Raw genomic sequence first — 19,019 nt, 5'->3', positions numbered from 1 at the left:
ACAACGGATTACCGGATCAACGGGAAAGCCGGGAACCGTCCGGGGAACTGGCCGCGAGTGCAGCTTGAAATGGCGTGGCTGCAGCCGCCTCGATCAAGAAACCGCGGCCACGCGGCGCTGGATCGTCAACGATCAGCCTGACCCCTAACGGGTCTCCATCAAAGGCTGACTTCGGTGTCAGGACAATACCGGTGCCGCTGCCTTGCACCTCTCTTGCCAAGGGAAGCTGTCGCAACACTGTGGGTCCTGAGCTTGCCGCCATGACGATACCGCGGACATTCCCTGCCAGGGCAGTGATGGCACGTTGTCCACCAAGGTCCAAGAGGTCGGCGTCGTCTACAAGCAGCACGCCTTGTGGGTCTAAGAGCCCAGCCTCAGAAGCCTCCGCTGCCTGTATCCAAAATGCACTCAAGGGTGTTCCATGACCCGGGAACACCCATGTTTGGCGGGGATTAAGAACACGGAGCGTCTCCAGGATCGAAGTCTTTCCTGAACCCCGGGGCCCAAGTATGACACTCACTCCGGACTCGGGGAGGGGGAGCGCAACGGGCAAGCACTCATCTCCACCGACTCCAATCCACAAGGGCGGAATTGCTCCCTCCTGCTGGGTAGTTTCTTTGAAGCGCTCCCTAAAGTCCTCCACGGTGAGGAACTCGGGGATCGGTCTGACACGAAAAGGCGGATTCGTCGAGGTGGTTGAACCGTACGGCCACGGTCCTTCCTCGGGAGACGCACGGAACTGAGCGACCGCCCCTTGCTCGGGCGCAAGGCCGCCAAAGACGACGGCGCGTCCCGGTATGGACTCAACGCTTGGCAGCCGCGGCCAGTGGTACCTCGACTCCTCGCTCGAACCCAACGGAAAGTACGCACGGTTGCTGATCAGGCCCATGAATCTCGCGCTGACCAGTTCACGTTCACCCGAAATCAGAACCGTAATACCCAAGGAGATGCCGTCCCGGATGATGTCGTGCACAGTGCTCTCCGCCGACGCAAAGGGTCCGCCACGCAGTGCCGATACCCATGAGCACCATCCGGCAATGATCAGTACGAGCGGGGCCGTGTTTTGCGACGCGTGGGCCACCGTGCGTCGGCGGTCCATCTCCGCCGAGAGGAGCGTCAGAATACGCGCAGCCAACGGCATTTGGTGCAGACCTGCGACGGATCTGTTCGCCGGGAGGTCAGAACCGGCAGCCATACCCGTCGCGTCCAAGATATAGAGGTGTGGTTTTGGTTCCTGGGTAGCAACCATTGCCGCGGCTGCCATGAAGCAGGCCTGCATCCCGCTGGAAGCGCCTCCGATCATTGCGAGGTGACCGTGTCCACGTGGGGACCATAGCAGAGGCTCAACTCGCTGCCGCTTAGGCAAATCGAGCAGACCTAGCGGTCCGACGACCCAGCTGCCATTTGGTTCTACTACATTACCGAGCCGGCGCGGTTGGCCGTCCAAAACGCCGCCCCATTCCACGGTGTCGTCCCATTTCACCGTCTCGTGCCATTCCACGGATGCGGGCAGCGGGGGCGGAACGGGTCGTCTCGCGTCAGCACGACCGAGTCGGCCCCAAGCCTCCTTGATAGCCGAAACGGCCGCATAGGTGCCGGAATCCGGCAGCATCTCTTCTTCGGCAGGCCCTCTCGACTGCTGCCGAGGTTGTTCCAGTGACTCGACGGCACTCTTGACTGCAGGTTCGCCCGATGTCAGCGGATTCAGCGGTGTTTCGTCTCCGATTTGAGCGGCCAACGACGCTGTTTGAAATTCCACGGGGCTGCTTGACGCTCTGGCCAGATAGGCCCGACCGGGGGTTTCTACACTAATGAATGCGGCCGACTTGGCATTGATAATGTCTACTGATTCCATTTCTGTTTGTACGCGAAGAGCGATGCTTGATGTCACGTTTGCTCGGATATCGGCAGTCAAGGCACCTTGCGGTCTTTGGGTGGCCATCACTAAATGGATGCCGAGCGACCGGCCAACGGTTGCGACTCGCATGAGCTCGCGGAGAGCGCCGGGGGCCTCGTCCACAAGCATGCGAAATTCGTCAATGACAACAAAGAGGTGGGGGATTGATTCGTTGGAAGGGACCCTTGCCTGCTGATAGGCAGACAGATCGGATGCGCCGACCGCTTGGAACCTCTCCTCCCGATACCGGATCTCGGCCCGGAGGGAAACCAGCGCCCGATCCAGTTGATGTTCAGACAGATCGGTGAGCAAGCCAAGGCAATGGGGCAGCCCGGTCAGCGGACGCAAACCTGACCCGCCCTTAAAATCGAAAAACAAGAACGTAACGTGTTCTGGTGGATGGTTCAGAGCCAGCGATACCACCAAGGATCGAAGTAGCTCGGATTTTCCCGACCCCGTGGTCCCTGCTACCAAGAGATGAGGACCGTCCAAGCCGAAATCGAAATCCATGTGCCCTTCGATGCCCCATCCCAGAACTGCTTGGAGCCTTTTCTGCAGGCCCACGGCATCCCATCGTCGAAGAATGCTCCGCTGCCCATAGGAACGAAGCTCTACCAACGAACAGCGTCGGGGGATGCCGTCTTCGGCGGGGGACGGTACTTGGCTAGTTAAGCCCGATATCCGGCAGAATCCATCGAACACTTCGCCGGGGAGCAGATCCGGAATGAAAGCTTGGTGATGGCCACCGGCATCCAACGTGGCCGAGATACCTGACGTTGAGATTTCTATGACGGCCGGTCCTTCGGCGGATTGGACGTCGGAACTGCTTGGACTGCCGCCACGAATGACCCTCCACTTTGCTAAGTGTGCGCTGTCCAGAAGCGTTGCAAGCCCCTGGTTGTCCTCCAGGGAGGCGTCATCGAAAAGGATAAGATGCCCGCTTTCCCCGTTGCGCAGTCGGTGGAGGGTGGCCAGCGCCGCCGACGGGGAGGCGGCAAGGTACGTGCCGGGCAGGAATCGGGCGGGCAGCGGTAGCCGGTCCACGGGCCCAAGGAGAATGATCGGTGACAAGGCAGATGCCTGAAAACTAACAAGCTGCATCACGATGAACCGAATCATGGCGTCAACATGTTCCGAACGCCCTCGAAGGATGACTAACGGAAGCCGCGGGTCAAGGGTAAGTGCTGCGGATCCGATAGTTGGAGCTTGGAAGTGCCGAACACCCGGGACCAAGCAGACATTGGCCTGCGCATGCCGCACACCCAGCCGTACCCACACCGCGGATTCCTGAGCCACGCTTCCACGCAGAGCGCGACTCTGGTTGGCCGTTGTTCCCCTTCCACGCTGCGCGGGCATCGCACTCCCGGCTTTCCAACGGCCCCGCTCGGAGTGCAGTGCGACCAATATGTCCGCTGCAGATGGCGCCGTCCGCCGTCGTCGCTGGGTGTCATCCTTTACTCCCTCAGCCAACGCTGCCTTGAACTCCCGTCGGCTCTTTAGACCGGAGAACATAGGGATCAAAAGACTGGCAGCGGACATGGCAGAGAGCCCTAAGTACAGCCACATCCCCGACACGACTGCCAGCCCAATGCCCATGACCAGCGGCATTCCCGCAGCCAAGGTCACGGCGAGCACGTTGCGTGATGCCGGGGCATGGGCAACCTCGATTGGCGTTTCTACCGACTGGCCGGCCTCCTTGGGAAGTCCGGGGGTTGGCCCGTTGTCCGTGATGACACTAAAAAGGGTGCTACCGCACTGGAACGTAGTCTCAGGGGTAAGCCGTGCTTGCCCGGCAGGCTGTCCATTTACCAGCAACGGCGTCGACTTGTCGCGTCGAGTGATGGTTACCGAGGTGCTGGAGACGTCAATGACGGCATGCTCACGGGACATTCTTGGATCAGGTACGGTGATGTTGCCAATGCCCCTGCCCACCCGATACCTGCCCCGGTAAAGAGGAAAGACCATGCCGGCAGCGGGACCTGAGTGAACCAATAAAAGCAGGGGAGAAGACTTCGGGCTGTTCTCGTGCCCTGGCACAAATCCGTCCACCAGTACGGCACCTGCCACCAAGGGGGGACGCCCGACCGTGAGCAGGGAGATGTCTTCACCTGCAACGTAGATCCGCCCGCTACCTCGGGCTTCTTTCAACAGCGACTGGACGTCAGTTCCGGGCGTTCCGTCGGGGACGGATATAGACAATTCCTCAGGCTCATGAGCAGCTGAAGCTCCTGGTCCAACTACCAGCGTGCATTCCAAAGTCATCTGCCATTCCCTCCGTGCCCGTCGGCGTCCTGTCCTGACGCTATTGGTGCGATGAACGGATTTGTTTACCGTGCACGCTCTATGTGGACAACTTTCGTGATCACGCTTCCGTCGCCCCGGGGTGACTGGTCTCAGCTAAGATGAATCTCGTTGTCGCGTGTGCTCAATGAGGAAGGACCTTCACCGGTGATAGTGGTTGCAGAGAGTGCCGATGTTTCAGACCAGGCTGTAATTGGCGATGGGTCGAAGATTTGGCACCTGGCCCAGGTGCGCGAGCAGGCCGAATTGGGCGTCAACTGCATCGTGGGACGAGGCGCTTACGTTGGTACCGGGGTCAAGATGGGGGATAACTGCAAAGTTCAGAACTATGCCCTTGTCTATGAGCCAGCGGAACTGGAGGCTGGAGTCTTCATAGGCCCGGCTGTTGTCCTGACGAACGATACTTATCCCAGGGCCGTCGCTCCGGACGGCACCTTGAAAAGCGCGCACGATTGGGAACCCGTGGGGGTCACCATTCGGGAGGGTGCCTCGATAGGTGCCCGGGCCGTTTGCGTTGCACCCGTGACGATTGGACGGTGGGCCACAGTGGCCGCCGGAGCCGTCGTCGCGAAGGACGTTCCCGATTTTGCCCTGATGGTCGGCGTCCCGGCCAAACGTGTCGGTTGGGTCGGCAGGGCCGGTTTTCCTCTGAAGCGAGACGGCGACAACTGGGTCTGCCCCGAAACAGGCGCTACATATGTTGAACAGAACGAGACTCTCCGAGAGGTACAGGCATGAGCCCAGAATTCATACCCCCCGCTAAGCCCATTATCGGCGAGGAGGAACGCCAAGCCGTCGACGCCGTTTTGGCATCAGGCCAGCTCGCCCAAGGCACGGAAGTAGCATCCTTCGAACAGGAATTCTCGCAGGTTCTCCTTGACGGCCGCGGTGCCGTGGCCGTCAACTCCGGCACTTCGGGACTGCACCTTGGCCTGCTGGCAGCCGGGATCGGCCCCGGAGATGAAGTTATTGTTCCCTCGTTCACGTTTGCCGCGACAGCCAACTCCGTCGCACTGACCGGGGCGACCCCGGTATTCGCCGACGTCGATGCCGACTACTACACTCTCGATCCGGCTTCGGTCGAGTCGAAAATCACTGACCGTACCGCGGCAATCATGCCCGTTCACCTCTACGGCCATCCGTTCGACGTCGATGCCATTGGGGCGGTCGCTGCCAAGCACAACGTCAAGGTTTTTGAGGACGCTGCGCAGGCGCACGGTGCTGCCGTCAACGGCCGCAAGGTGGGTACGTTCGGTGACTTTGCCATGTTCAGCCTCTACCCCACGAAGAACATGACTTCGGGCGAGGGCGGCATGGTCAGCACTGGCTTGGCCGACGTCGAGCGTCGCTTGCGCCTGCTCCGCAACCAAGGCATGGAGCGCCAGTATGAAAACGAACTTGTTGGATTCAACTGCCGCATGACCAACATCCATGCAGCTATCGGTCGGGTGCAGTTGACCAAGGTCGAGGCGTGGACGAAGACCCGCCAGGAGAACGCGGCCTTTTTCGACGCCAACCTTGAAGGTGTCATCACTCCGAAGGTCGCCGAGGGCTACGAGCACGTCTACCACCAGTACACCATTCGCATTGGTGACGATCGCGACGGGTTCGCCAAGGCCCTGCGCGAGGAGTACATGGTCGGCTGCGGCGTTTATTACCCGATCCCCAATCACCGCCTCGCCCCATTCCAAACCTCGGACGATCTGCCCGTCACGGAGGACGCCGCCGCCAGTGTCCTCTCGATTCCAGTCCATCCGTCACTGAGCCAAGATGATCTAGAACGAATCGTTTCAGCGGTCAACGCAGTCGCGAAGGCAGGCAGCTAGTGGCGAATTTGCGTGCCGGACTCATCGGTCTGGGCATGATGGGCCGCCACCATGCCCGCGTTATCCGGGAGCTTGATGGGGTCGACCTGGTTGCCGTGGCGGATTCCTTCGGCGATCCACACAACGTCGCTGACGGGCTGGAGGTTTGCAGTTCCGTCGAACAGTTGATCGCGCAGGGCATCGACATGGCCGTGGCAGCCGTGCCGACGATCCTTCACGAAGAGGTTGCTTTGCAGTTGGCCGAAGCGGGCATCCATTGCCTCGTGGAAAAGCCGATCGCCAACGACTCGGAATCCGGTCGTCGTATCGCCGAAGCCTTCGACTCACGAGGCCTGATTGGAGCGGTGGGGCACATTGAGCGGTTCAACCCGTCTCTGCAGAGCCTCCGCGAACGGCTTGGTAATGGCGATCTGGGAGAGGTCTACCAAATCTCGACCCGTCGTCAAGGCCCTTTCCCCGCCCGGATCGCCGACGTCGGGGTCGTTAAGGATTTGGCGACGCACGACATTGATCTCACAGCGTGGTTGGCACAGAGCAACTTCGTCAACGTCGTTGCGCATACCACATGCAGGAGCGGCCGCGAACATGAGGACATGGTCACCGCTATCGGCCATCTCCGCAGTGGCGTGGTGACCAACCACATCGTGAACTGGTTGTCGCCTATGAAAGAGCGGACCACCGTGGTGCTTGGCGAGCGTGGGGCGTACATCGCGGACACCATTTCAGCGGATTTGACGTTCGTCGAGAACGGAACGTTCCAGACTGACTGGGACTCTGTCGCAGCGTTCAGGGGTGTGTCCGAAGGTTCTTCGACGAGGTTCGCGCTGGCCAAACGCGAACCCCTGAAGATGGAACACGAAGCCTTCCGGGACGCAGTCCTCGGAAAGTCCATGAACATCGTCACAATGGCAGAGGGCTTGGAGACACTTCGCGTCGCCGAGGCTGTTCTTCAGTCGGCGAGCACTGGGGCTGTCGTCACGCTCTAGTTGCAAAGTTTTGCACAAAACCGGGAGCGGGAGGCTTGGCCACGGGCCAGGCCTCCCGTTCCCTTTTCGGTTCCAAGTCACGCCGAGTCCGGGCCCCTCGAATCGGGGAACCGCTGGAACGTCGGGTAGCCTTGAGCAGTAGACGTGGGCATTTTGTGTGCCCGCACGCCAATACACAGGAGAGTTTGTGAACGCTGATCTCGTCGTCGTCGGCTCGGGTTTCTTCGGCCTGACCATCGCAGAACGCGCCGCTACCGAGTTGGGGCTGAAGGTCGCGGTGCTTGACCGCCGCCACCACATTGGAGGAAACGCCTACAGCGAAAACGAAGAGAAGACGGGAATTGAGGTCCACCGCTATGGTGCGCACCTCTTCCACACCTCGAACGAACGGGTTTGGGAATACGTCAACCGATTTACCCAGTTCACGAGCTACCAGCACAAGGTTTACACCAGCCACAAGGGCGAGGTGTACCCGATGCCCATCAACCTGGGCACCATCAACCAGTTCTTCCGCTCTGCCATGAGCCCGACCGAAGCCAAGGCCCTGATTGCCGAGCAGGCAGGCGAACTGGCGGGGACGGATCCCCAGAACCTGAATGACAAGGGGATTCAACTGATCGGCCGCCCCTTGTATGAGGCGTTTATCAAGCACTACACGGGGAAGCAGTGGCAAACGGATCCCAAGGATCTGCCGGCCGAGATCATCTCTCGCCTTCCGGTCCGCTACAACTACGACAACCGGTATTTCAACGACACGCACGAGGGACTGCCTGTTGACGGCTATACCGCGTGGATCGAACGCATGGCGGATCACCCAAACATCGAGGTGATCCTGAACACTGACTTCTTCGACGACGGCGAATATGGCCGGTCCTCGGTCCTCGGCCAGGTCCCCGTGATCTACACCGGCCCTGTGGACCGCTACTTTGACTATGCTGAGGGCGACCTTTCCTGGCGGACCATCGACCTCGAAGAGGAAGTTGTTCCCATCGAGGACTTCCAGGGGTGTGCGGTGATGAACTACCCCGACGCCGATGCGGCTTACACACGGATCCACGAGTTCCGGCACTTCCATCCGGAACGCGACTACACCAAAGACGCTACGGTCATCATGCGGGAGTTTTCCCGCTTCGCCGAAAAGGGCGACGAGCCGTATTACCCGGTGAATACCAGCGACGACCGGCAAAAGCTGCTCGCCTACCGGGATTTGGCTCGGGGGGAGAAGTCGGTCCTCTTTGGTGGTCGACTCGGAACTTACAAATACCTTGACATGCACATGGCCATCGGGTCTGCGCTGTCCATGTTCGACAACAAGATCAAGCCGCACTTCACGGGCGGCGCCAAGCTTGAGAGCGGTGGAGTGGACGCGTGACCACGACAAAAAATGAAGGCCAGGAGACTGCTGTGACGGCTGAAACCTCCCAGGATGTCTCAGTACTGACCGAAGAGAGCCTGCGGATCGTTCAGCGGGTCGTCTTTCCGGCTAACCGCGACTTGGACACGCTGCCGCTGTATGTCGACCCTGATACCAGCAAGGTACGCAAAGAAGGTGACAGCGGCGCCGTCGTTCAGGCTGTCGGCATTGAGCGCAAATTGCACCCCGAAGACATCCTGGGCCGCGGTTCGGTCCAGGTCAGGCGCGGTGAGCGGCTCTCCTTCGGTTCCTATTTCAACGCTTTCCCGGCCAGCTACTGGCGCAAATGGACCATCGCAACCAAGACGGTGCTTCACCTGGAAACAGAGGGTGAAGGAACGGTTATCGTTTACCGTTCGAATGCCCGCGGTGCTGCCCAGCGTGTTGACTCCGTGTTGGTTGATGGCTCAGCCGTCAATGACTTCGAGCTGACGCTCGCTCCGTTCGGCGACGGCGGCTGGTACTGGTTTGACCTGATCGCCGGGGGCGACGGGATGACCCTGAAGAGCGCACACTGGGCTGTTCCCGACGAAGGCCGCGCACAAGGTCGGGTAACGCTCGGAGTCACAACGTTCAACCGCGCTGACTACTGCCTCGAAACAATCAAGGCCATTGATGGCGATGCCGGCCTCCGTGAGATCCTGGCTGAGCTGATCATCGTGGACCAAGGCAACAAGAAGGTCGCCGCCGAGGACGGATTCGACGACGTCGCGGCGTCCATGGGGGATCAGCTTCGAGTGATCAACCAGGGCAACCTCGGTGGATCCGGTGGCTTCGCGCGCAACATGTACGAGATGGTCGTGTCGGACAAAAGCGACTACGTCATGCTGCTGGACGACGACATCGAGCTTGAGACCGAAGGTGTCCTGCGCGCAGTAGCTTTCGCAGACCTCTGCCGCAAGCCCACAATCGTGGGCGGACATATGTTTGACATGTACAACAAGTCTGTACTTCACGCATATTCTGAACTTGTTAATTTCTATCGCTTCCTGTGGGGACCGGTCGAAGGCCTCGGTAACCACGACTTCTCCGCTGCGGGCCTCCGCTCCACTCCCCAGCTGCACCGCCGGTGGGACGCCGATTACAACGGCTGGTGGATGTGCCTGATCCCCAAGGCAGTCGTCGAGACCATCGGACTCTCGCTCCCTGTCTTCATTAAGTGGGACGATGCCGAGTATTCGTTGCGTGCACGCGCCGCTGGCTTCCCCACGGTCACTCTTCCGGGTGCTGCAGTATGGCACGTCTCGTGGGCCGACAAGGACGATTCGGTGGACTGGCAGGCGTATTACCATGAGCGCAACCGCTTGATCGCCACCCTTCTGCATTCGCCGTTCCCCAAGGGCGGCCGGATTCTGCGGGAAAGCGTTAATACCGACGTGAAGCACTTGGTATCGATGCAGTATTACCCTGAGCAGGCTCGGATCATGGCCCTTCGCGACGTCCTCGCCGGACCAGGGAAGCTGCACGAGCAACTGCCGACGACGATGCCCAAGCTCCGTGCCATGCGAGACGAGTTCCCTGACTCGCAGGTCAAGACGGACCCCGCGGCTTTCCCCGAGGTGTTCCGCAAGCGCCCGCCGAAGAAGCCACAGTCTTACAAGCAACCCGGCGCACTTGGACTGCTCCCTTGGGCAGTGAAGACCGTACTGAAGCAGTCGCTCGCCCCTGTGCGGGATTCCGCAAAGGTACACCCGGAGGCCCAGGTTGCCCACCAGGACGGTAAATGGTGGAGCCTGGCGCACTTGGACAGCGCAATTGTTTCCAATGCTGACGGCACCGGGGCGTCCTGGCATTTGCGCGACCCCAAAGTGGCACGTCAACTGTTGGTTGAGTCCGCCAAGCTTCATGCTCAGCTCTTCTCCAATTGGGAGACGCTCCGGGCACAGTACCGCGAGGCTCTTCCGGAGATCACGTCCATGGAGTCATGGCGCAAGACCTTTGACGCCTCGGAGCCCGCTAAGTAACGATGTCGAATTCCACAGATACTTATGCTGTTCCCGGGGTCGGCGCCGGGCTGCTTGACGTTTATCGCCGCCGTTATTTGCTCAAGCTGATTGTTCGTAAAGAGCTCCGGGTGCGCTACCGCGGTTCAGTGCTGGGCTTGGCGTGGTCTTATGTGAAGCCGCTGGTTCAGTATGTGGTCCTGTTCTTCGCGTTGGGCATAGTCCTGCGGGTAGGGGACCAGATTCCCAACTACGCGTTGTACATGTTCTCCGGTGTTATCGTCATCAACTTCTTCACCGAGGCATTCTCGAACGCCACGCGGTCGATCGTCTGGAACGCGGCGCTGGTCAAGAAGATCTATCTACCCCGGGAGCTTTTCCCGGTTGCCTCGGTGTGGGTGGCAGCGGTTCACTTCCTCCCGCAATTGGTGGTCCTGATGGCAGCGGCCTTACTCACTGGCTGGCACCCGGACGTGATGCAACTCTTCGGAGCGGTCTTGGGCTTTATCATCGTGGCGGTGACGGCCACGGGGCTCGGTCTGTTGGCCGGGGCCATCAACGTGTTCTTCCGTGATGCGGAGAACATCGTGGACATGCTAATGATGATCGTCACATGGACCTCCCCGGTCCTGTACGACTGGACGATGATTCGCCGTCTTGCAGCCCCTTGGGTGCTGACGGTCTACCAACTCAACCCCATCACGGTGGCGGTGGAACTTTTCCACTGGGCATTCTGGTACCCCACCGTGACCAGGCCGGTGGAATTGCCGCCGCATCTTCTCCTGACAGGCTTTGCGGGACTGGGAATGGCGGCAGTATTCCTTATCATCGGTCAGCTCGTGTTCCGACGGCTCGAGGGCCACTTTGCGCAGGAGGTCTAGATGGGCGCCGCAGTGATAGTCAAAGGTTTGAAGAAGACCTTCAACCTCCGACACTCCCATTCCATGAAAGAGACGCTTGTTTGGCTCGCGAAAGGCCGAAAAGGAGATCTCACCAAGAGGTTTGACGCCCTCCATGACGTGAGCTTCGAGATTCAGCCGGGCGAAACCGTGGCCTTGTTGGGCTTCAACGGCTCGGGGAAGTCCACACTCCTGAAGCTCATCTCCGGAGTCATCCTGCCGGATAAGGGAACAGTGCGAACCAAAGGTCGCGTAGCGGGCTTGATCGAGGTCGGAGCCGGCTTCCACCCCGACCTGTCGGGTAGGGAGAACGTCTATCTCAACGCCGCGATCCTTGGGATGTCCGAACAGGAGATCAACGAGAAATTTGACGACATCGTTGCTTTCTCCGAGATCGAGCAGTTCATCGATACGGAGGTGAAGTTCTATTCCTCTGGAATGTTCCTTCGTTTGGCCTTCGCAGTCGCGGTCCATACGCAACCCGATATCTTTCTCGTCGACGAGATCCTTGCTGTTGGCGACGAACCCTTCCAGAAGAAGTGTTTGGCCAAGATCAAGCAGCTCTCTGATGAGGGACGGACGTTGGTGGTGGTTAGCCACGACCTGGATATGATCTCGCGGATCTGCGACAGGGGAGTGGTTCTTTCCTCCGGCACTGTCCAGTTCGAAGGTCCCGCAGACCAGGCTGTGGCCTGGCTTCGGGAACGCAACTAACCGGTATTCAAATGCAAGAGTCGTCTGTCAACGGATGGCTGGTGTAAGCATCTAAGAAAGGCGATCGTGGGAATGGGTATCGGCCCCCTGCTGTTGTGTGTACTGCTGATCGTCCTGTTGTGGTGGGGTCCCGGTTGGCTCCTCGGGGAGGCGCTTGGTGTCCGGCGCATCCTCTTGCCCGTGGTGGCACCCTTGCTTGGCATGGGAGTCTTGTCAGTTATTGGAGTGCTGGGGCACTCGGTAGGAATGAGCTGGCAGTTGCTCCCGGTGGTGGCGGTCCTGCTTGTTTTGTGCGCTGTTCTCTTCGCCGGACGCATGCTGTTGCGTCGATACTTCCCCGATAAGTTCGGTCGGCCCGGAGCGGCTCGAGCGAGCATTTTCGGGAAGCAGCGTATGGCTGGATCTTGGTGGATACTGCTGGCGGGCCTCGTCGCCGGAGGCGTGGTGGCAGGCGTTTCCTGGACAGTCGGGACAGAGGGCCTCCTGGGGATTAACCAGGACTGGGATATTCCTTGGCACGCAAACATGATCCGGTTGATATCGGTAAACCATGAGTGGGACCCGAGTGTTGCCGGCAATTTCGCTTATTACGACACCTCCATCGCTGATGCTCCCATTCGGAGTTACCCTATAGCTTTCCACGCTGTTCTGAGCCTGTTTTGGCCGCTGAGCAACGTAAGTATCCCGGTCTTCCTCAACGTGTTCGTCATGGTGATGATGGCCGTGCAGTTGCCACTGAGCACCATGGCCCTGACGATGGTGGTAACCCGCAGGCCCTTTGCCGTCGCGGCGGCGGCAGCTGTATCCGGCTGGTTCACCGTGTACCCGTACGACTTGCTGTGGCGCGGCCCCCTTATTCCCTTTTTCGCCGGCATGGTATTGGTTGGACCGTTCGTGCTCCTCGCGGTGAAGGGCGCGTTGGAACGTCAGAAGTTTTGGGTGCCTGGCATCGCATTCGGAGCTGTGGGCCTGATCGCCGTGCATCCCTCGCTCGCGTTCGTTGTCCTTCCCGTGCTGTTCTTCTGGTTGCTGGCCGCCCTGGTGCGCCGACGGGGCAGGATTCTGGGCATTGTCGTCTACCTGGCCGTCTCCGGTGTGCTCGCGGCCATCATCGGGTGGCCGATCATCGCGGAGATGCTGGGGGAATCCGCCCGTGTCTCCAAGCAGGTGTGGGCGGCGGACACTGATCGCAACGGTGCCATTCAGAACATCATTTTCCTGAACCACGGTTCCATGGCCATGCCGATTCTCACGGCATTTGTAGCTATCGGTTGCCTCGCCGCGATAGTCCGGATCCGCATGTGGTGGTATTTCGGTCCCGTTCTCGCATTCGCATTCCTGTCCGTCTACACGATGGGTAGCAACAACCCCCGTTTCTTGACCTTGACGGCTCCTTTCTACGATGACCAATGGCGCGTTTTCGGGATCCTGGTCATGCTGTTGGTACCGCTGGCCGGGCTGGGCATTGCCCAAGTGGCGGAAGCCGTTGAGTGGATTGTCTGGAGGATTCGAAGCCGTCGCCGCTCGACTCCCGAAGCTGGTGAAGGTTCACGACGGCGGCCGAGTCACGCCGTCGTCGCTGGCGCGGCCGCAGCGGTGCTGTTGGTGACCGGCATTGCCGCCGTCCCGTACTTCAAACAGAACGCGGAACGCATCAACATCAACACCAAGGTCAGCGGCGCTACGTTGAGTTCTTCGGAAGTGGATCTGCTGACCAGGATCGGCCAGTATGTGCCGCAAGACGCCACCGTCCTGAATGATTCCTGTGATGGGTCGGTCTGGATGTACGCGCTGGGTAACCGTATGCCAATGATCCGGCACTTCGAGATCCTGCCCACCAACCGTCAACTCTTGGTCCTCCAAAAGCTTCCGGAACTGGCCACGGATCCCCAAGCCCGCGCAGCGGCGTCCGAACTTGGAATCGAATGGGTCTATATTGCCGATGGTCGGATTCGGGCATGGGACGAACCCAAAGCAGGGTTGACCCACCCGCAATCCATCCCCTATCTGAATCTCGTGGTGCGCGAGGGCAACGCTGCGTTATACAAGATCGACTGGTCCAAGCTGCCAGGCGGCAAGACTGCATTCGACGCCGATGCAAAGGATCGCGTGCAGATGGATGGAGTTGCCGGGATCCTGGAGAACAAGAACCCCGATGGCATTGCTCCACTCGGAAGGATTTGCTAGGCATGAAGACTTTCATTACCAACTTTCTTTCCTCGAGTCTCTTCAGGTTCCTGGTGATCGGCGGCTTGAGTTTCCTCTTGGACCTTGGGCTCTTGACGCTCTGCTTCCAAGTGTTCGGGTGGCCCCTTTGGTTGGCCACCGGAGCTGGCTTCTGGGGGAGCTTCTTCTTCAATTACTTCCTCCAGCGATACTTTGCCTTCGGTGGCGGTGGAACTGCACTCGGTGGAGTCCTCCGGTACTCGGGTCTCCTGGCTTTCAATACCGTAGCCGTCATGGGCATCGTTCAACTGTTCCAGTTCATGGGCCTCGGATTCGTTGCCGGTAAAGTGGTGGCGACGATCGTGACCATGGGATGGAACTACTTCATCTATAAGCACTGGATATTTCCGCAAAAGAAGCAGCCGAAGAGCGCCCACGAACAGTCAGACGGCGCGTCGGGCACGGGCTCGCCGGCATCCAAACTCACCCCTAACAGCAGCGAAGGATAATCGATGTATCGAGGCGTTCGAATTGCCGCGGTAGTACCGGCCTACAAAGAAGAAAACCACATCGCGCAAGTCATCGAAACGATGCCTGATTTCGTCGATGACATTGTCATTGTTGATGATTGCAGCCCAGATGATACGTCCGGAGCCGCGATGCGCGCAGACGACGGAAGGGTGACCCTGATCCGGCATGAAGTCAATCAGGGTGTCGGTGGCGCGGTTCTGACCGCACACAAAGCGGCAATGGAACTGGGCTCGGACATCAACGTGGTCATGGCCGGCGATGCGCAGATGGACCCTGAGTACCTTCCCCAGCTTCTGGATCCGGTGGTGGAAGGGTACGGCTTCGCTAAGGCAAACCGCTTCTTCTCCGGTGAGTCCTTTGCAGGCATGCCGGGCTACCGGATCTTCGGAAACATCGTGTTGTCATTCATGACCAAGCTGGCATCCGGTTACTGGCACATCTTCGATCCCCAGAATGGCTACACCGCAATTCGGACCGAAGTTCTGCGCCGTTTGCCGATGAACAAAGTAGCAGCGCGTTACTCTTTCGAGAACGACTTGCTGATTCACCTGAACATCCTCGATGTCCCGATTGTCGATGTCCCGATTCCTGCTGTTTACGGCAATGAGGTCTCGAGCATCAAGCTCCGTAAGGTTATTCCCGAGCTGCTCGCGATGCTTTTCGGTGGTTTCTGGCGCCGGGTGTGGTGGAAGTACATGGTCTGGTCCTTCTCGGCCGTGGCCCTTTTGCTGATTGCCGGGCTCGTTCTCATCGTCATGGGCCTCGTTGTTGGCGCATGGGTTCTCGCTGCGAGCGTTGGATCTCCGACGGCAGGGTCGGTGATGTTGGCTGTGGTGCCCTTTGTGCTGGGCGTCCAAATGCTTTTGGTATCCCTGCAGTTGGATATCCAAGCGAGTCCCAATACGCCAAGCATGCATCCCTTGCGTGAACGAGCCTAGCGGGGAAGGGTCCGAGCGCCACGGCGCTCGGACCCTTCCCTTTTTGCTGCGTACCTAGGGGAGCGAGGTGAACCCTCCCCAGCCCCATCCCACTTGGCTTCGCGGCAACCAGCCTGATGTTCCGTTGCCTGGGTAGAGGAACAGGTTTCCACTGGCGTCACGGGCCAAGACATCGTTCTTGCCGTCGCCGTTGAAGTCGCCGGGCCCGACGATTGCGGTCATTGCGCTCCAGCCGCTTCCAACCTGGACTCTTGCGAGCCATCCACCCTTTCCGTTACCTGGATAGAGCCACAGGATTCCCGCTGTATCCCGGGCGAGGACGTCCGTCTTGCCGTCGCCGTTGAAGTCCCCTGTGCTGAGGATCGCCGTCATCGAGTTCCAACCGGTTCCTGCTTGGGTCACGGAAGAGAAGCCGCCCGCACCGTTCCCGGCGTACAGCCAGAGGACTCCGGAGGAATCCCTTGCCAGAAGGTCGCTCTTGCCGTCGCCGTTGAAGTCACCCGGTGCCACAACCATGGTCATTGCGGACCAGCCGGTTCCTGCCTGCACCCGTGTCTGCAGCCCTCCTGCTCCGTTTCCGGGGTACAACCACAAGACGCCGCTGGTATCACGTGCCAGGATGTCGCTGCGCCCGTCACCGTTGAAGTCCTTGGTGGGAACAATGAGGTTCAGCGTATTCCAGCCGGTGCCCATCGATCGCTGCGTCAGCCACCCGCCCGTCCCACTGCCGGGGTAGAGCCAGAGGGTCCCGCTGTTATCGCGGGCAACGACGTCGTTCTTTGCGTCCCCGGTGAAGTCCTTCCACGTGGCGACCTGGGGCGCTTGCACCGTGTACGCCTGTGTGAGGACGGCCGAACTGTTGTTCGACGCGTCGACGGCAAAGTACTTCAAGGTCATCGCCGCTGTCAGGACGATGGGCGTCGAGTACTTGTTCGCCGCGGTGGCGGTGGGGGTAGTGCCGTTGGTCGTGAAATAGATACTGGATCCGGCCTCGTTGGAGGTAAGCGTGATCTGTTGGTTGGCAGGGTACGCACCCGCCGGCGGCGTCACGGTGACGACCGGTGGGGTGGTATCGAGGACGGTATACGCGTTGGTGGTGATGGCAGAGGCGTTTCCGTAGTTGTCGATTGCCAGTGCCTTGACGGTGGTGTTGCCGGTTAAGGCGAACGGAGCCGTGTAGGCCTTGGTACTTCCGCCGGCGGCTGTGCCTGGGGTTGTGCCGTCGGTTGTGTAGAGGATACGCCCCGCCTCCGTGGAGGACATGGTGACCAACTGCCCGGATGCGTATGCGCCGGGAGCTGGAGCAACCGTCAAGGTGGGAGCCGTGTTGTCGAGGACGTAGGTTTGGCTGGCTACCGCTGACGTATTCCCGGCCGTGTCTTGGCCAAGATACTGCAGGGTCATGGACGCCATCGGAATCGGCCCCGAGTAGACCGGGCTCGACGTCGTCGGCGTCGTGCCGTCCGTTGTGAAGTGGATCGTCGCCGGTTCATTGGCGTTGAGGACGATGGACTGGTTGCCGCCGTATGTTCCGCCAGCTGGTACAGCGGTGATGAGTGGTGGGACGGTGTCTTGTACCGCCACGGTCACATTCCGGGTGGCAGTGGAGGTGTTTCCGGCTGTGTCCGCAGCTTCGACGGTGAACGTGGCCGGCCCGTTGGGCACGTTGTCGTACGACTTAGGCGAGGTACAGGCCGTGAAAGCGTTGGAACCAAGCTTGCATCGATAACCCGCTACGTCCGTGGACGTCGAGGAGAAAGCGAACGACGGCGTTGCACCGACGGTCGCGCCTTCGGCGGGTGAATCTATTGATACCGCAGGCGGAGTAAGGTCAGCGGTTACTGTCACGGACGCCACGGTGCTGACGTTCCCCGCCATGTCGGTGGCCCGGACCCTAATGACGTGCTGGCCCGCAGTAGTCAGGTTCAACGTTTGGCCATCGCTGCAAGCCGTGAAGCTCGTGGTCGAGTCCACCGAGCAGGACAGGACAGAGCCAGGATCAGTGGTGACTCTCAGTACTGGAGAGCCGTTCACCGTCGCTCCAGCAGCAGGCGAGGTGATGACCGGTGCATTGGGTGCGGTGAGGTCCACCGTGAATGCCCGGGAGACCGGAGTCCCTGACGGCGCAGCGCGGACAGAGAAGGTGTACGCCCCGTTTGCCAGTGCCGCAGCAGGAGTGAAGGTGCCATTCGTGCAGCTCTGCCACACAGGCGCTGCGGTGCTGAGCTGCAGGCTGCAATCCAGGGCGCCCCCTGGCGGTGTGGACGCCACGGTGAAAGTCGGCGTCGAGTCGTTGGTGAAGGCCGGGTTGGGGGCAGCGGCACCGCTAGCGGCTGTAGGTCCGCTGACGATGGAGGGAACCACCCCGCCCAACGAAAAGAGCCTGCCTTGTTGCGTCGGTTTGGCTGGATCGAGCTGGCCCGGGTCATCTGTAACCAGTAAGTTGCCGTCCCGCATTGACAGCCCACCGATCATGCTGAAGCCCAGCGCCCATTGGTTGTTGACCTGGTCATTACTCAGGTCGATGCGCGAGATCGTGTCCTTGCCTGCATCGGCTGTACTGGTCCCGTTGCTGGTTCCGGTGTAGAGGACCAGGGGCGATTGCCAGTCGTAGTAGATGGCGGTCGGCTTGCCCACGTTGTAGAGCGGCGCCGGAATAACGTTTGCCAGAACACCGTCATCCGGCGCCGTGAAGACCGTGAGGCCTGAGGTTTCGGCGATATACACCACAACGTTGCCCGCGCTGTTGCGGTGTGTGGCTGCCAGGCCGAGAGAGCTTGACTGGACTGAAGCGATCGACTCGATGCTCGGGTTTTCCGATGTGGGATCCACAACCTTCACGATCGAGCGGGCATTAGCAAATGACAGGTAAATGTTGCCATCCGGACCGTCGCTGGCAGCGTTTGGTCGGAGGTCGCCATCGAAGATGGTCAGGGCGCCGTTGTAGTCGAAAACGCCGCTGGCAGGATTCCACCCAGCACGCACGACGTCGGAACTTCCGACGGCGGCATCCGGAATGAACGCGATCTCATCGCCACTGTTGGGGCTCCCGGGCGAAGGATCAATCATGGCGGGCGCCCCTGCTCGGGCGGGTCCATCTTTATGTCCTGCCAAGGTTCCGCCCAGGCAGGTGGCGGCTTCTAAACCGCCGGCAGTGCTTCCGGAGGCCTCGGTCACACGGCAGAATCCTGCACGGGTATCGGAAACCCAAATCCGACCCTTCGGATCCACGATCGTCCCGGCAGCTTTCGTTAGCCCCACCGCCACCGTTTGGCGGGCTTGGTCAGCCAAGGCAGCCGGTGCCGTGAGCACTCCCGTGAGCGCTGCCGTCGCAAGACTGGCGGTAGCTACGAACACCGTGACTTTGTTCTGCCTGCGTCGGCTTGGTGTCCCCGCAACGGCAG

The 19,019-nt window shown here is 60.1% G+C and carries 12 protein-coding genes; 10 read left to right on the top strand and 2 right to left on the bottom strand.

Going from position 1 to position 19,019, the window contains the following annotated elements:
- Nucleotides 1-16: 16 nt before the first annotated feature.
- Nucleotides 17-4,096, bottom strand: coding sequence for an FtsK/SpoIIIE domain-containing protein (locus tag QRN42_RS13970; protein ID WP_284979744.1), 4,080 nt, complete (start codon nucleotides 4,094-4,096; stop codon nucleotides 17-19).
- Between the two features lie 222 nt (nucleotides 4,097-4,318).
- On the opposite strand from QRN42_RS13970, the gene QRN42_RS13965 reads away from it, so the two are divergent.
- From QRN42_RS13965 to QRN42_RS13920, 10 genes are all read left to right on the top strand, one after another.
- Entirely contained in the window at nucleotides 4,319-4,936 is a 618-nt protein-coding gene (locus QRN42_RS13965) for an acyltransferase (RefSeq protein WP_410549288.1), read from the top strand.
- Nucleotides 4,933-6,024 carry a DegT/DnrJ/EryC1/StrS family aminotransferase gene (locus tag QRN42_RS13960; RefSeq protein ID WP_284979742.1) on the top strand — a complete coding sequence of 364 codons (1,092 nt, stop codon included), beginning with the start codon at nucleotides 4,933-4,935 and terminating at the stop codon, nucleotides 6,022-6,024. Before QRN42_RS13965 ends, QRN42_RS13960 begins: the two co-directional genes overlap by 4 nt.
- A complete protein-coding gene (locus QRN42_RS13955) occupies nucleotides 6,024-7,010 on the top strand; it encodes a Gfo/Idh/MocA family protein (protein ID WP_284979741.1) in 987 nt (328 codons plus the stop codon). Before QRN42_RS13960 ends, QRN42_RS13955 begins: the two co-directional genes overlap by 1 nt.
- 187 nt (nucleotides 7,011-7,197) lie before the next feature.
- On the top strand, nucleotides 7,198-8,382 hold the full coding sequence (gene glf / locus QRN42_RS13950; RefSeq protein ID WP_284979740.1) for a UDP-galactopyranose mutase: 1,185 nt from the start codon (nucleotides 7,198-7,200) through the stop codon (nucleotides 8,380-8,382).
- Nucleotides 8,379-10,388, top strand: a complete 2,010-nt coding sequence (locus tag QRN42_RS13945) for a glycosyltransferase (protein ID WP_284979739.1) — start codon at nucleotides 8,379-8,381, stop codon at nucleotides 10,386-10,388. Before glf ends, QRN42_RS13945 begins: the two co-directional genes overlap by 4 nt.
- A gap of 2 nt (nucleotides 10,389-10,390) precedes the next feature.
- Nucleotides 10,391-11,248, top strand: coding sequence for an ABC transporter permease (locus QRN42_RS13940; RefSeq protein WP_284979738.1), 858 nt, complete (start codon nucleotides 10,391-10,393; stop codon nucleotides 11,246-11,248).
- On the top strand, nucleotides 11,249-11,980 hold the full coding sequence (locus QRN42_RS13935; protein ID WP_284979737.1) for an ABC transporter ATP-binding protein: 732 nt from the start codon (nucleotides 11,249-11,251) through the stop codon (nucleotides 11,978-11,980).
- 72 nt (nucleotides 11,981-12,052) lie between these two features.
- Complete coding sequence (locus tag QRN42_RS13930; protein WP_284979736.1) at nucleotides 12,053-14,167, top strand: DUF6541 family protein; 2,115 nt, start codon at nucleotides 12,053-12,055, stop codon at nucleotides 14,165-14,167.
- 2 nt (nucleotides 14,168-14,169) lie between these two features.
- Nucleotides 14,170-14,655 (top strand): GtrA family protein, encoded by a 486-nt coding sequence (locus QRN42_RS13925; protein WP_284979735.1) that lies wholly within the window; start codon nucleotides 14,170-14,172, stop codon nucleotides 14,653-14,655.
- Nucleotides 14,656-14,658: 3 nt separating this feature from the next.
- Nucleotides 14,659-15,615 carry a glycosyltransferase family 2 protein gene (locus QRN42_RS13920; RefSeq protein WP_284979734.1) on the top strand — a complete coding sequence of 319 codons (957 nt, stop codon included), beginning with the start codon at nucleotides 14,659-14,661 and terminating at the stop codon, nucleotides 15,613-15,615.
- A 54-nt stretch (nucleotides 15,616-15,669) separates the two neighbouring features.
- Here QRN42_RS13920 and QRN42_RS13915 read toward each other — a convergent pair whose 3' ends face one another.
- The gene (locus tag QRN42_RS13915) at nucleotides 15,670-18,972 is read right to left on the bottom strand and encodes a chitobiase/beta-hexosaminidase C-terminal domain-containing protein (RefSeq protein ID WP_284979733.1); all 3,303 of its coding nucleotides are present in this window, start codon (nucleotides 18,970-18,972) and stop codon (nucleotides 15,670-15,672) included.
- Nucleotides 18,973-19,019 lie beyond the last annotated feature (47 nt).

The sequence above is a fragment of the Arthrobacter sp. fls2-241-R2A-200 genome (assembly GCF_030209745.1).
Taxonomy (GTDB): Bacteria; Actinomycetota; Actinomycetes; order Actinomycetales; family Micrococcaceae; genus Arthrobacter.
The sequence above is the reverse complement of the archived record's forward strand: the minus strand, read 5'-3'. Positions and strand labels throughout refer to the sequence as shown.

Bases quoted from the DNA above. Each gene is read 5' to 3' on its own strand.
- QRN42_RS13960 (WP_284979742.1), top strand. From the start codon at position 4,933: ATGAGCCCAGAATTCATACCCCCCGCTAAGCCCATTATCGGCGAGGAG.
- QRN42_RS13940 (WP_284979738.1), top strand. From the start codon at position 10,391: ATGTCGAATTCCACAGATACTTATGCTGTTCCCGGGGTCGGCGCCGGG.
- QRN42_RS13935 (WP_284979737.1), top strand. From the start codon at position 11,249: ATGGGCGCCGCAGTGATAGTCAAAGGTTTGAAGAAGACCTTCAACCTC.
- QRN42_RS13930 (WP_284979736.1), top strand. From the start codon at position 12,053: ATGGGTATCGGCCCCCTGCTGTTGTGTGTACTGCTGATCGTCCTGTTG.
- QRN42_RS13925 (WP_284979735.1), top strand. From the start codon at position 14,170: ATGAAGACTTTCATTACCAACTTTCTTTCCTCGAGTCTCTTCAGGTTC.
- QRN42_RS13920 (WP_284979734.1), top strand. From the start codon at position 14,659: ATGTATCGAGGCGTTCGAATTGCCGCGGTAGTACCGGCCTACAAAGAA.